Raw genomic sequence first — 14,947 nt, forward strand, 5'->3', positions numbered from 1 at the left:
AGGAGGTTTCTAGTTATGGCAATGATTAAGATGAGTCCAGAGGAAATCAGAGCAAAATCGCAATCTTACGGGCAAGGTTCAGACCAAATCCGTCAAATTTTATCTGATTTAACACGTGCACAAGGTGAAATTTCAGCGAACTGGGAAGGTCAAGCTTTCAGCCGTTTCGAAGAGCAATTCCAACAACTTAGTCCTAAAGTAGAAAAATTTGCACAATTATTAGAAGAAATTAAACAACAATTGAATAGCACTGCTGATGCCGTTCAAGAGCAAGACCAACAACTTTCTAATAATTTCGGTTTGCAATAAGCATTCTGAAATTGGCAAAGTCACATTTTCTAATGTGGCTTTGCTTATCATTTTTTAAGAAAACAACTGAAAGGAAATAAGCATGAAAAAGAAAAATTGGATTTATGCATTAATTGTCACTTTAATTATTATAATTGCCATAGTTAGTATGATATTTTTTGTTCAAACAAAATATGGAGATCAATCAGAAAAAGGATCCCAAAGTGTAAGTAATAAAAATAATAAAATACATATCGCAATTGTTAACGAGGATCAACCAACGACATATAACGGTAAAAAGGTTGAGCTGGGTCAAGCATTTATTAAAAGGTTAGCAAATGAGAAAAACTATAAATTTGAAACAGTAACACGAAACGTTGCTGAGTCTGGTTTGAAAAATGGTGGATACCAAGTCATGATTGTTATCCCAGAAAACTTTTCAAAATTGGCAATGCAATTAGACGCTAAAACACCATCGAAAATATCACTACAGTATAAAACAGCTGTAGGACAAAAAGAAGAAGTAGCTAAAAACACAGAAAAAGTTGTAAGTAATGTACTTAATGACTTTAACAAAAACTTGGTCGAAATTTATTTAACAAGCATCATTGATAATTTACATAATGCACAAAAAAATGTTGGCGCTATTATGACGCGTGAACATGGTGTGAATAGTAAATTCTCGAATTACTTATTAAATCCAATTAACGACTTCCCGGAATTATTTACAGATACGCTTGTAAATTCAATTTCTGCAAACAAAGATATTACAAAATGGTTCCAAACATACAATAAATCATTATTGAGTGCGAATTCAGATACGTTCAGAGTGAACACAGATTATAATGTTTCGACTTTAATTGAAAAACAAAATTCATTATTTGACGAGCACAATACAGCGATGGATAAAATGCTACAAGATTATAAATCGCAAAAAGATAGCGTGGAACTTGATAACTATATCAATGCATTAAAACAGATGGACAGCCAAATTGATCAACAATCAAGTATGCAAGATACAGGTAAAGAAGAATATAAACAAACTGTTAAAGAAAACTTAGATAAATTAAGAGAAATCATTCAATCACAAGAGTCACCATTTTCAAAAGGTATGATTGAAGACTATCGTAAGCAATTAACAGAATCACTGCAAGATGAGCTTGCAAATAACAAAGACTTACAAGATGCGCTAAATAGCATTAAAATGAACAATGCTCAATTCGCTGAAAACTTAGAAAAACAACTTCATGATGATATTGTCAAAGAACCTGATACAGATACAACATTTATCTATAACATGTCTAAACAAGACTTTATAGCTGCAGGTTTAAATGAGGATGAAGCTAATAAATACGAAGCAATTGTCAAAGAAGCAAAACGTTATAAAAACGAATATAATTTGAAAAAACCGTTAGCAGAACACATTAATTTAACAGATTACGATAACCAAGTTGCGCAAGACACAAGTAGTTTGATTAATGATGGTGTCAAAGTGCAACGTACTGAAACGATTAAAAGTAATGATATTAATCAATTAACTGTTGCAACAGATCCTCATTTTAATTTTGAAGGCGACATTAAAATTAATGGTAAAAAATATGACATTAAGGATCAAAGTGTTCAACTCGATACATCTAACAAGGAATATAAAGTTGAAGTCAATGGCGTTGCTAAATTGAAAAAGGATGCTGAGAAAGATTTCTTAAAAGATAAAACAATGCATTTACAATTGTTATTTGGACAAGCAAATCGTCAAGATGAACCAAATGATAAGAAAGCAACGAGTGTTGTGGATGTAACATTGAATCATAACCTTGATGGTCGCTTATCGAAAGATGCATTAAGCCAGCAATTGAGTGCATTATCTAGATTTGATGCACATTATAAAATGTACACAGATACAAAAGGCAGAGAAGATAAACCATTCGATAACAAACGTTTAATTGATATGATGGTTGACCAAGTTATCAATGACATGGAAAGTTTCAAAGACGATAAAGTAGCTGTGTTACATCAAATTGATTCAATGGAAGAAAACTCAGACAAACTGATTGATGACATTTTAAATAACAAAAAGAATACAACCAAAAATAAAGAAGATATTTCTAAGCTGATTGATCAGTTAGAAAACGTTAAAAAGACATTTGCTGAAGAGCCACAAGAACCAAAAATTGATAAAGGCAAAAATGATGAATTTAATACGATGTCTTCAAATTTAGATAAAGAAATTAGTAGAATTTCTGAAAAGAGTACGCAATTGCTATCAGATACACAAGAATCAAAATCAATTGCAGATTCTGTTAGTGGCCAATTAAATCAAGTCGACAATAATGTTAATAAGCTACATGCGACAGGTCGAGCATTAGGCGTAAGAGCGAATGACTTGAACCGTCAAATGGCTAAAAACGATAAAGAAAATGATTTATTCGCTAAAGAGTTTAAAAAAGTATTACAAAATTCTAAAGATGGCGACAGACAAAACCAAGCATTAAAAGCATTTATGAGTAATCCGGTTCAAAAGAAAAACTTAGAAAATGTTTTAGCTAATAATGGTAATACAGACGTGATTTCACCGACATTATTCGTATTATTGATGTACTTACTATCAATGATTACAGCATATATTTTCTATAGTTATGAACGTGCCAAAGGACAAATGAATTTCATTAAAGATGATTATAGTAGTAAAAATCATCTTTGGAATAATGTCATTACGTCAGGTGTTATTGGTACAACTGGTTTGATAGAAGGATTAATTGTCGGTTTAATTGCAATGAATAAGTTCCATGTATTAGCTGGCTATAGAGCGAAATTCATCTTAATGGTGATTTTAACTATGATGGTCTTCGTACTTATTAATACGTATTTACTAAGACAGGTAAAATCTATCGGTATGTTCTTAATGATTGCTGCATTGGGTCTATACTTTGTAGCTATGAATAATTTGAAAGCAGCTGGACAAGGTGTGACTAATAAAATTTCACCATTATCTTATATCGATAACATGTTCTTCAATTATTTAAATGCAGAGCATCCTATAGGCTTGGCGCTAGTAATATTAACAGTACTTGTGATTATTGGCTTCGTACTGAACATGTTTGTAAAACACTTTAAGAAAGAGAGATTAATCTAATGTTGATGAATAGCGTGATTGCTTTAACTTTTTTAACAGCATCTAGCAATAATGGCGGACTTAATATTGACGTGCAACAAGAAGAGGAAAAGCGAATCAATAATGATTTAAATCAATATGATACAACGCTATTTAATAAAGACAGCAAAGCGGTTAATGATGCGATTGCTAAGCAGAAAAAAGAAAGACAACAACAAATAAAAAATGATATGTTTCAAAATCAAGCGAGTCACTCGACTCGCTTGAATGAAACTAAAAAAGTGTTATTTTCCAAATCTAACTTAGAAAAGACTTCGGAGAGTGATAAAAGCCCCTATATTCAAAACAAGCAGGAGAAAAAAATATTCCCGTACATTTTGATGTCTGTAGGGGCTTTTTTGACTTTAGGATTTGTCATTTTTTCAATTCATAAAGGGAGACGAACGAAAAATGAATCAGCACGTAAAAGTAACATTTGATTTTACTAATTATAATTACGGCACATATGACTTAGCAGTACCAGCATATTTACCGATTAAGAATCTAATAGCATTAGTGTTAGACAGTTTGGATATTTCGATTTTCGATGTGAATACACAAATTAAAGTGATGACGAAAGGTCAATTACTTGTTGAAAACGACCGACTTATTGATTATCAAATCGCTGATGGAGATATTTTGAAGTTACTATAGGAGGAAAAATAGATGGTTAAAAATCATAACCCTAAAAATGAAATGCAAGATATGTTAACACCTTTAGATGCCGAAGAAGCAGCTAAAACAAAATTACGTTTAGATATGAGAGAGATTCCTAAGTCTTCAATTAAACCAGAACATTTTCATTTAATGTACTTATTAGAACAACATTCTCCATATTTTATAGATGCTGAACTAACTGAACTACGTGATAGTTTCCAAATACATTATGACATTAATGACAATCATACACCTTTTGATAATATTAAATCATTTACTAAAAATGAAAAATTACGTTACTTACTTAATATCAAAAATTTAGAAGAAGTAAATCGTACACGCTACACATTTGTGTTGGCACCAGATGAATTATTTTTCACAAGAGATGGATTGCCGATTGCCAAAACGAGAGGATTACAAAATGTTGTTGACCCTTTGCCAATGTCGGAAGCTGAATTTTTAACAAGATATAAAGCACTGGTTATATGTGCATTCAATGAGAAACAATCATTTGACGCATTAGTTGAAGGAAACTTAGAACTACATAAAGGAACACCATTTGAAACTAAAGTTATTGAAGCGGCAACGTTAGACTTATTAACTTCGTTTTTAGATGAACAATATCAGAAACAAGAACAAGATTATAGTGAAAATTATGCATATGTTCGTAAAGTAGGGCATACCGTTTTTAAATGGGTCGCTATCGGTATGACAACGTTAAGTGTGTTATTAATTGCATTTTTAGCTTTTTTATATTTTTCAGTAATGAAGCATAATGAGCGCATTGAAAAAGGATACCAAGCATTTGTAAAGGATGATTATACGCAAGTACTAAATACGTATGATGATTTAGATGGTAAAAAATTAGACAAAGAAGCGCTTTACATTTATGCCAAAAGCTATATCCAAACGAACAAACAAGGTTTAGAAAAAGATAAGAAAGAAAACTTGCTTAATAATGTGACGCCAAATTCGAACAAAGATTACTTATTATATTGGATGGAATTAGGACAAGGACATCTTGATGAAGCGATTGACATTGCAACATATTTAGATGATAACGATATTACGAAATTAGCGTTGATTAATAAATTAAATGAGATTAAAAATAATGGTGATTTATCGAATGATAAACGTTCTGAAGAAACTAAAAAATATAACGATAAATTGCAAGATATTTTAGATAAAGAAAAGCAAGTTAAAGATGAAAAAGCAAAATCTGAAGAAGAGAAAGCAAAAGCGAAAGATGAGAAATTAAAGCAACAAGAAGAGAACGAAAAGAAACAAAAAGAACAAGCACAAAAAGATAAAGAAAAACGTCAAGAAGCTGAAAGAAAAAAATAGTATAGGACTGAGGCAAAGACAATGCATAAATTGATTATAAAATATAACAAACAATTGAAGATGCTCAATTTGCGAGATGGTAAGACATATACTATTAGCGAAGACGAGCGTGCAGATATTACGTTGAAATCGTTAGGCGAAGTCATTCATTTAGAACAAAATAATCAAGGTACTTGGCAAGCGAATCATACTTCTATTAATAAGGTGCTTGTTAGAAAAGGTGACCTTGATGACATTACATTACAACTTTATACAGAAGCTGATTATGCATCATTTGCTTATCCTTCAATTCAAGATACGATGACAATTGGGCCAAATGCGTATGATGATATGGTTATTCAAAGCTTGATGAATGCCATCATTATTAAAGATTTTCAATCAATACAAGAATCACAATACGTACGCATTGTGCACGATAAAAATACAGATGTGTATATTAACTATGAACTACAAGAGCAATTAACAAACAAAGCTTACATTGGTGATCATATTTATGTTGAAGGGATATGGCTCGAAGTACAAGCTGATGGTTTAAATGTATTGAGTCAGAATACAGTGGCATCGTCATTAATTCGCTTAACACAAGAGATGCCACATGCACAGGCAGATGATTACAATACGTACCATCGTTCGCCAAGGATTATTCACCGTGAACCGACCGATGATATTAAGATTGAAAGACCACCACAGCCAATACAGAAGAACAATACAGTGATATGGCGTTCCATTATACCGCCATTAGTAATGATTGCTTTAACTGTTGTCATCTTTTTAGTGAGACCAATTGGTATTTATATTTTAATGATGATTGGTATGAGTACAGTAACGATAGTATTTGGTATTACAACGTATTTCTCTGAAAAGAAAAAGTATAACAAAGATGTTGAAAAACGAGAGAAAGATTACAAAGCTTATTTGGATAATAAATCTAAAGAAATTAATAAAGCGATTAAAGCACAACGTTTTAGTTTGAATTATCATTATCCAACGGTTGCTGAAATTAAAGATATCGTTGAAACGAAAGCACCAAGAATATATGAAAAAACATCGCATCATCACGATTTCTTATATTATAAGTTAGGTATTGCGAATGTAGAAAAGTCATTCAAATTAGATTACCAAGAAGAAGAATTTAACCAACGTCGTGATGAACTATTCGACGATGCTAAAGAATTGTATGAATTTTACACAGATGTAGAACAAGCACCATTAATCAATGATTTAAATCATGGGCCAATTGCATATATTGGTGCACGACATCTCATTTTAGAAGAATTGGAGAAAATGCTAATCCAATTGTCAACGTTCCATAGTTATCATGATTTAGAGTTTCTATTTGTGACACGTGAAGATGAAGTTGAAACATTGAAATGGGCACGTTGGTTGCCACATATGACATTGAGAGGTCAAAACATTAGAGGGTTTGTTTACAATCAACGAACACGTGACCAAATTTTAACGTCAATTTATAGCATGATTAAAGAACGTATCCAAGCTGTGCGTGAACGCAGCAGAAGTAATGAGCAAATTATTTTCACACCGCAATTAGTGTTTGTCATTACAGATATGTCATTAATTATTGATCACGTCATTTTAGAATATGTAAACCAAGATTTATCAGAATATGGTATTTCATTAATCTTTGTTGAAGATGTGATTGAAAGTTTGCCAGAGCATGTAGATACCATTATTGATATCAAGTCTCGTACTGAAGGCGAACTGATTACGAAAGAAAAAGAATTAGTTCAATTGAAATTTACACCTGAAAATATTGATAACGTCGATAAAGAATATATCGCGCGACGTTTGGCGAATTTGATACACGTCGAACATTTGAAAAATGCAATTCCTGATAGTATTACATTTTTAGAAATGTATAACGTGAAAGAAGTAGATCAGCTTGATGTGGTTAATCGATGGAGACAAAACGAAACATACAAAACGATGGCAGTACCTTTAGGTGTAAGAGGTAAAGATGACATTTTATCATTGAACTTACATGAAAAAGCACACGGACCACATGGTTTAGTTGCTGGTACCACTGGTTCAGGGAAATCTGAGATTATCCAATCATACATTTTATCTTTAGCTATTAATTTTCACCCGCATGAAGTTGCATTCCTATTGATTGACTATAAAGGTGGGGGTATGGCGAACTTATTTAAAGATTTAGTCCATTTAGTTGGTACGATTACAAACTTAGATGGCGATGAAGCGATGCGTGCCTTAACATCAATCAAAGCCGAATTGAGAAAACGTCAACGTTTATTCGGAGAGCATGATGTTAACCATATTAATCAATACCATAAGTTATTTAAAGAAGGTATTGCGACAGAACCAATGCCACATTTATTCATTATTTCCGATGAATTTGCCGAATTAAAATCAGAACAACCTGATTTTATGAAAGAACTTGTATCAACGGCACGTATTGGACGTTCGTTAGGTATTCATTTAATACTTGCGACACAAAAACCATCGGGTGTTGTTGATGACCAAATTTGGTCTAACTCTAAATTTAAATTGGCATTAAAAGTACAAGATAGACAAGACAGTAATGAAATTTTAAAAACACCAGATGCAGCAGACATTACATTACCAGGTCGCGCGTATTTACAAGTTGGTAATAATGAAATTTATGAATTGTTCCAATCTGCATGGAGTGGAGCAACATATAACATCGAAGGCGATAAATTAGAAGTTGAAGATAAGACGATTTACATGATTAATGACTATGGTCAACTTCAAGCAATCAACAAAGACTTGAGTGGACTTGAAGATGAAGAAACGAAAGAAAATCAAACTGAGTTAGAAGCGGTTATCGATCATATCGAATCTATTACAACACGATTAGAAATTGAAGAAGTTAAGCGTCCATGGTTACCACCATTACCAGAAAATGTATATCAAGAAGATTTAGTAGAAACAGATTTCAGAAAATTATGGTCAGATGATGCAAAAGAAGTGGAATTAACATTAGGACTTAAAGACGTACCAGAAGAACAATATCAAGGGCCGATGGTATTACAATTGAAAAAAGCTGGTCACATCGCGTTAATCGGAAGTCCAGGATATGGTAGAACAACGTTCTTACACAACATTATTTTCGATGTTGCAAGACACCATCGTCCTGATCAAGCACACATGTACTTGTTCGATTTCGGAACTAATGGTTTGATGCCAGTCACAGACATACCACATGTTGCTGATTATTTTACAGTAGATCAAGAAGACAAGATTGCGAAGGCGATACGTAAGATACATGATATTATTTCTGAGCGAAAAAGACTATTAAGTCAAGAGAGAGTAGTTAATATAGAGCAATATAATAAAGAAACTGGAAATTCAATTCCAAATATTTTCTTAATTATCGATAACTACGACACGGTGAAAGAATCACCATTTATGGAAGAATATGAAGAAATGATGTCTAAGGTAACACGTGAAGGTTTAGCATTAGGGGTATACATCATTCTTTCAGGATCAAGATCAAGTGCAATAAAATCAGCTATATTTACTAACATTAAAACAAGAGTTGCACTATACCTCTTTGAAAATAATGAATTAACAAATATTATTGGTTCTTATAAAAAAGGTGTGAAAGATGTTAAAGGTAGAGCTGCAATAAATGATGATAACTTCACACAGTTCCAAATTGCGCAACCATTTGAATTAGCAGAAGGACAAACATATAACGAGCGCATTAAAAATGAAGTAGCACAAATGAAAGAATTCTATGTAGGAGATTATCCAAAACATATCCCAATGATGCCAGATAAGGTATTAATGGATGATATTCAAGAAACATATGATTTGGAAAAAATCATTCATGAAGAACACAAATTACCATTAGGATTAGACTTTGAGGATGTGGAACTAGTTGGTTTCGACTTAAGTCAAACAAATATTTTCACTTCAGTTAAACCTGTTGATATAGATAATGGTTTAACTTTATTAGAGAAACAGCTAAATATAATTTCAAATGAATATGAAATTGCAACTTTAGACACAAAAGGCATATTAAAAAATACAGGGTATGAAGATTATTTGTACTGTGGAGATAAGAAAGAAATTATTAGTTTTAAAAATGAATTAGTGAGTTTTATAAAAAATGTAGAACCACGAAAAAAATGGATAGTAGTTATATCGGATTTTAAAGAATTTATAAATATTGCATCACCAAATAATGATGAAATAAAAACTATATTTTTAGACGGACCAAAGAATAATGTCTTTCCAATTATTTACGGATTGTATCAAGAAACAATTGGAGGATTTAGTTCTCAAATAAAGTTACTTAAGGAAATAGTCAGTAGCGCTTTTGTAGGAATTAGTATTAGCGAACAAGAATTAATAAAAGTTCGTTATAAAGTAAATGAAAAAAACCTTAAGAATAATGAAATGTATTATATATATAACTATGAATATAAAAAAATTAAATTATTTGAATAAAAGGAGAGTATTATGAGATTTGATTTTAATGCGAAAAATGGTGAGATTTCTGACAATAATATTTATACAAATATAATTATAGGTACTGGAGTTGGACATTCTAAAGTTATATTTGATAACGGGAAAGAAATTAATTTTTCTAATGCAACGCCAATTATCTTCGCACAATATTTGAAAATTGAATTGAAAAAGAGAAATATAATTGTAGATATTAATAATTATTTTAATAGCACTGTTATTTCATTTGCGCATGATAAAAAATATAGATATAAGGATATGTATATTGAAAAATACAATGAAATTATTAAAGTGATGAGTGAAGAAGATTTAAATGAGGCATCGGTTTTAGAAGCTAAAGAGTTAGCCAAGAAAGACATGAATTATAATTTTAAAATTAGTGAGTACAGAGCTACTATGAAATTCATGGAATTATTTAGTGACTATACATTTTCTTTTAAAAAGTTGATTTCTGATTTATGGATTTTTGATCAAAAGAATTTGGAAGTATTTAAAAAATATATGCTAAATTACGAAAATTGTTTGATTAATATAAGTGAAAAAATTGACAATAAAGAAAAATTAAAGAATTTTAAAAATAAAGGTGAAAAATTTAATTATTTATATATACCAAAGTTTAACGGTCATAATTATATAGTTGAAAAAGCACGTAGGAACTCTTCATTTATTGGATACTTATTTAAAGAGTTTGATAATAAAAATAAACATTATGATTATGCAGTAATTTTGGCTACTGGATATTACTTATTTGGCGATAATTTTGAAGTGCACAAGTCTAGAAAAGAAATAGGTATTTTAGGTAGGGAAGATGAATGTATAAATAATATAAAAAAAATAGAAAATTACAACGTTGGAAAATTTGAAGATTTTAAAAATAATATCATGGAAAGTATTAGGCGATTATATGAAAAAGATAGAAAAGAATTTTACGAATTGCTATCTAAACTGAATGGTGATGTGTTGGATTTGAATGAAATAATAAAATATATGAAAACTTTAACCGTAGGAGATGTTATAAAAGTTATTAAGAGTTCTAGTTTTGTTAATTTTAAAATTAACTTTGAGGAGGTTTAAGTATGGGGAAAGAAATTTATTTAGATCCAATTGAATTTCAAAATGTATTAGAGAAATTTGAAAAAGGATCAAGTGAGATTAGTGAAGTTTCAATTTCTAGTATAAAAGATGCTAAAAATGAAATTATATTAGAAAGTATAGTTGAACTAGAAAAAATAATTGACGACTTATCGAAAGCGATGAAAACGTATTCTAAGATGATTGGCAGCGATAAAGAAGCAATGGATAAAATAGCATCAACAATGCAACGGAATGATAAAGATAATGCAAATAAAATTGCAAATAGGAATTAGGGAGGGGAAAATATGCCTAGATTAGTTAATTCAGAGTTAGAAGAATATTTTAATAAAACAAATGATGTGAAAACGAAATTAAATGAAGTATTATATAATCATTACACTCAATGTTATTTTTTATCTAAAACTGGTAGTATAAAAGGAAAAACAGCGGATAGTATAAAGAAATATGTTGAATCAGCACATATAAGCACAATTTCTAGAGCTATTAATTTAATGGATAAGTTGGAAGCATCAGTAAAGCACTTAAAAGAACTTGGAGAAAAATGCGATAAAAGTAGTAATGCCAAAATTGGTTTACAAACTTTGAATGAAACTAAAAAAGGTGTGGTCTCAAAAAAGAAGGAATTCATAGATCTTACAAGTAATTCCCCAGCAATTCTATCTGAAGCATCAGAATTTATTGATACTGTGTCTTTAGGGAAAGATAATGTAGAAAGTGATTACAATGAAAGTTCCAAAAAAATAGATAGAACTAAAGAAAAACTTAAGACTATGGATCAAACAGGTAAGCAATCACTAGAAAGTCTAAGCAATGATGTAAGAGGATTAATAACTCAAATAAATAAATTGAATAATGAATATCATGATAAAAATGGAATTATCGTATCAAAGATAAACTCCATTACAAAAGAAAATTGGTATAAAAATGAAACTAACAAGGGTGAATTTAAAAAAATGAAAGCGGATCATCCTGTTGCTTATGCAGAAGGAGATGAGACAATAGGTAGAACTCAAGCAATTTCTAAAGATGGACATATAGTTGGTACAGCTGAAATAGGTAAAGTTAGTGGAATAGCATATCGAAGCGACGATTCGATGGGGGTTAAAGGAGATGCTAAAGTAGCTGGATTAGATGGTAAGGTAAAGTACGAGAATGTTGAAGGTAAGGCAGGACTCGAAGTAGGGAGTGTAAAAGGTTCAGCTGAAATTAGTAACTCGCATATATCTGCTATTGCAGAAGCGCAATTAATTGATGCGGAAGCACAATTAAGATTTGGATCAGAAGATAATAATTTGCATGTAAAAGGAGATGCAAAAGTTTTGTCAGCAAGTGCGAGTGGATCTTTAGGTGCTGATGGAGTAGAAGCGAAAGCTGAAGCAGTCGGAGCTAATACAGGGGTTGAAGGTGGTTTTGCACTTAGTGGATTAAATTTTGATTTTGGCGCGAGTATTGGGGCTCAAGCTGGGGGAGGTGTAAATGTTGGCAAAAAAGGAATTGAAGTTGATGCTAAATTTATACTTGGAGGAAAAATTAAAATTACATGGTAAAGGAAGAATAAAATGTCGAAATCATCTTTAATATTGGAAAAGAATTATAAACTTCAACAGTCAGCAGAAACTAAAACCAAAATAGCAGAATTAAATGATAAAATAGAAAGAGCAACACGAATTAAGAATAAATTAAATGATTTAAAAAAGGAAGTGAAAGAGCATAGAACAAATTCAAAGAATATTTTCAAAGAATATTCCTATTGGAAGGGAGAAAATAATTCGAAATGGGAAGAGAAAAGTGAGAGTGAACTCATAAGTGGTTCAATAACAAATTGTATAAAAAATATTGATGATAATATCGATAGACTCATCGATAAAATTACCGAGATGCAAAATGAAGTTAATTCATTGGGTAGTACATTATCTGTACTAGAAAATGCAATAAATTCAATAGCTGCTGCTATTGAAAAATTAACTAATTAAAGGAGTAGAAATGGAAAAAATAAAGAGAATAAACAAAATATTTTTATCATTTGAAGTTATTCCATTTGCAATGATGATTTTACTGGCGTTTCTACCAGTTATTGCAGGTATAATTAATAATCGTTTGCAGTATGGTAGGGATTTTGGCGATAGAGTAAGCTTTTATTGTTATATTTCAATTATGGTTGCATATGCAATTACCATTTTGTTAGAAATTATTTTTTACTTTATTTTATTGAAAAACTATCAATATGATCAAAATAATATTGAATTGGCTAATAGAGTGAAAGTTACAAAAGTACTGTCGATTTTGTATATGATTCCCGGATTATATGCGATTGCATGCTATTTTAGATTTATACATGTTCGCTCATTTAGAGAAAATAAAAAATCTGGACAGCCTGCTTACCACTTTTGGGAATTTTTTATAAAACCTAATCGAAAACCGATAGAGTTGAAAGACTTTTTTATTAAAAATAGATAATTAAGGAGTAACCAATGAAAAGATTAATTATAGGAGTGTTAATTATAATGATGAGTATAATCAATTATGGTTGTGGTAATGAGCAAAATGAAAATAAATATCAAAGTCAAATTAATAAAGTAATGAAAATTCAACAAGAAACTCATAAAGAGATGGTTAAAAAGAGTAATGAAGTTAATCCTGAATTTAATAAGGATAAAGTAAATACTTATGTATTTGATGATGGCAAATTAATTATCATCAGCTATAAGTTATTTAAAGATAAAGATCAAATGTTTTACGCGACTTACGAGTTTAAAAACGACAAAATTTATTATAAGAGAGATATTAATCCTAAAACATACGTGAAAGAACACCAATCAGATTATAAAGATATTAAAGTAAAATAATTTTAAGGAGTAGGAAAATGGAAAAATTAATCAAAGTGACGTCTTTAATTGGAATTATTATTCAAAGTTTTTTAACATTGTTATTTTTAATATTTTTAATTTTATCAGCAACAGGGATTATACAGCCAGAATTGACCACAACTGTTAATGGTGAACAAACTATACAAAGTCCAGAAACTGCTCAAGCAACATTCGTGACAATATTTGCAATATTATTTGTTGTTTCTTTAGCTTCAGATTTATTAGGCATTATAGCTATGAAAAAGTTGTTTGTGAATAATAGAGCGAGTGGCATTTTGTATATTATTGGTGCAGTAATCAGCGCCAATTTATTAACATTTATTGCTTGGTTAATAAGTGGGATTTCTGTTTTAAGATATAACAAAATAGGAAAAGAAGTGTCATAGCATGAAATATACTTGGTGGATACTTTTAACAATTGCAGGGATTTTAAGTTTAACAAGTGTTTATGGATTTATTTTATGTTTAGGTAGCTTTGGAATGTTGGCACTGAATGTCATGTGGCTATTTGTTTATACACCGCATAAAAATTCTAAAGCACTTGAATCTATATCAAAACCAACGATAATTTTATCAATCATTGGGACATATGCAGTATTTATATTTATGTCTATCTTATTTTACTTCGTAATGAAAGCTAGGTTTATGGAAATTGGAATAAAACTTTACGGTGAACCTTTTAATATGTTTGGAATACCATTATTCATTATTGGCATCATTTTATTTACAATCGGTACAGTATTCGTTTATAAAATACAGCAATCAAGATTAAAGCAATAGAATATATTAATTTAACATGGGACGGGTTTAAAAGAAATCCGTCCTAATGATTTATACATAATAGATGTAGTTGAATCTAAATGACTTCAAGCAATTTGAAGATAAAAAGATAATGACAATGAATGTAAAATGTGATTTTTTCAATATTAAAATATAAAAATGTAATGGTTGTCAATAGCGGTTTAAAAATGCTGTTTTATGGCGGTTTGAAAATGTCGTTTTTTAGCGGTTTAAGATTGTCGTATATTTAATGATTTTTCGGTTTTATAATCTTTTAATCGATATGATTCTCCAG

14 protein-coding genes are annotated in these 14,947 nt (G+C 30.5%); all 14 read left to right on the forward strand.

What is annotated here, in order from left to right; all coding sequences use genetic code 11:
• Positions 1-15: 15 nt before the first annotated feature.
• Positions 16-309 carry a WXG100 family type VII secretion effector EsxA gene (gene esxA, locus IDG65_RS05295; protein ID WP_001240827.1) on the forward strand — a complete coding sequence of 98 codons (294 nt, stop codon included), beginning with the start codon at positions 16-18 and terminating at the stop codon, positions 307-309.
• Between the two features lie 82 nt (positions 310-391).
• Positions 392-3,421 carry a type VII secretion protein EsaA gene (gene esaA, locus IDG65_RS05300; RefSeq protein ID WP_000728950.1) on the forward strand — a complete coding sequence of 1,010 codons (3,030 nt, stop codon included), beginning with the start codon at positions 392-394 and terminating at the stop codon, positions 3,419-3,421.
• Entirely contained in the window at positions 3,421-3,879 is a 459-nt protein-coding gene (essA, locus tag IDG65_RS05305; protein ID WP_000928935.1) for a type VII secretion protein EssA, read from the forward strand. Before esaA ends, essA begins: the two co-directional genes overlap by 1 nt.
• A complete protein-coding gene (gene esaB, locus IDG65_RS05310; RefSeq protein ID WP_001071606.1) occupies positions 3,851-4,093 on the forward strand; it encodes a type VII secretion protein EsaB in 243 nt (80 codons plus the stop codon). Before essA ends, esaB begins: the two co-directional genes overlap by 29 nt.
• Before the next feature lie 12 nt (positions 4,094-4,105).
• Entirely contained in the window at positions 4,106-5,440 is a 1,335-nt protein-coding gene (essB, locus tag IDG65_RS05315; protein ID WP_000240335.1) for a type VII secretion protein EssB, read from the forward strand.
• A gap of 21 nt (positions 5,441-5,461) precedes the next feature.
• On the forward strand, positions 5,462-9,892 hold the full coding sequence (gene essC, locus IDG65_RS05320) for a type VII secretion protein EssC (protein WP_000549297.1): 4,431 nt from the start codon (positions 5,462-5,464) through the stop codon (positions 9,890-9,892).
• A gap of 12 nt (positions 9,893-9,904) precedes the next feature.
• Positions 9,905-10,984, forward strand: coding sequence for a hypothetical protein (locus IDG65_RS05325; protein WP_001209857.1), 1,080 nt, complete (start codon positions 9,905-9,907; stop codon positions 10,982-10,984).
• 2 nt (positions 10,985-10,986) lie between these two features.
• A complete protein-coding gene (locus IDG65_RS05330; protein WP_000514001.1) occupies positions 10,987-11,277 on the forward strand; it encodes a hypothetical protein in 291 nt (96 codons plus the stop codon).
• 12 nt (positions 11,278-11,289) lie between these two features.
• A complete protein-coding gene (locus IDG65_RS05335; protein ID WP_001137778.1) occupies positions 11,290-12,552 on the forward strand; it encodes a T7SS effector LXG polymorphic toxin in 1,263 nt (420 codons plus the stop codon).
• A gap of 12 nt (positions 12,553-12,564) precedes the next feature.
• Positions 12,565-12,978, forward strand: coding sequence for a YwqH-like family protein (locus IDG65_RS05340; protein ID WP_000047129.1), 414 nt, complete (start codon positions 12,565-12,567; stop codon positions 12,976-12,978).
• A gap of 10 nt (positions 12,979-12,988) precedes the next feature.
• On the forward strand, positions 12,989-13,462 hold the full coding sequence (locus IDG65_RS05345) for a DUF5083 family protein (RefSeq protein WP_000411366.1): 474 nt from the start codon (positions 12,989-12,991) through the stop codon (positions 13,460-13,462).
• 14 nt (positions 13,463-13,476) lie between these two features.
• A complete protein-coding gene (locus tag IDG65_RS05350; RefSeq protein ID WP_000825547.1) occupies positions 13,477-13,851 on the forward strand; it encodes a DUF4467 domain-containing protein in 375 nt (124 codons plus the stop codon).
• Between the two features lie 17 nt (positions 13,852-13,868).
• Positions 13,869-14,258: a DUF4064 domain-containing protein gene (locus IDG65_RS05355; protein WP_000413098.1), complete on the forward strand. Its 390-nt coding sequence runs from the start codon at positions 13,869-13,871 to the stop codon at positions 14,256-14,258.
• A gap of 1 nt (position 14,259) precedes the next feature.
• Complete coding sequence (locus tag IDG65_RS05360) at positions 14,260-14,652, forward strand: DUF5084 family protein (protein WP_000878111.1); 393 nt, start codon at positions 14,260-14,262, stop codon at positions 14,650-14,652.
• Positions 14,653-14,947 lie beyond the last annotated feature (295 nt).

The sequence above is a fragment of the Staphylococcus sp. EG-SA-17 genome (assembly GCF_017151845.1).
Taxonomy (GTDB): Bacteria; Bacillota; Bacilli; order Staphylococcales; family Staphylococcaceae; genus Staphylococcus; species Staphylococcus aureus.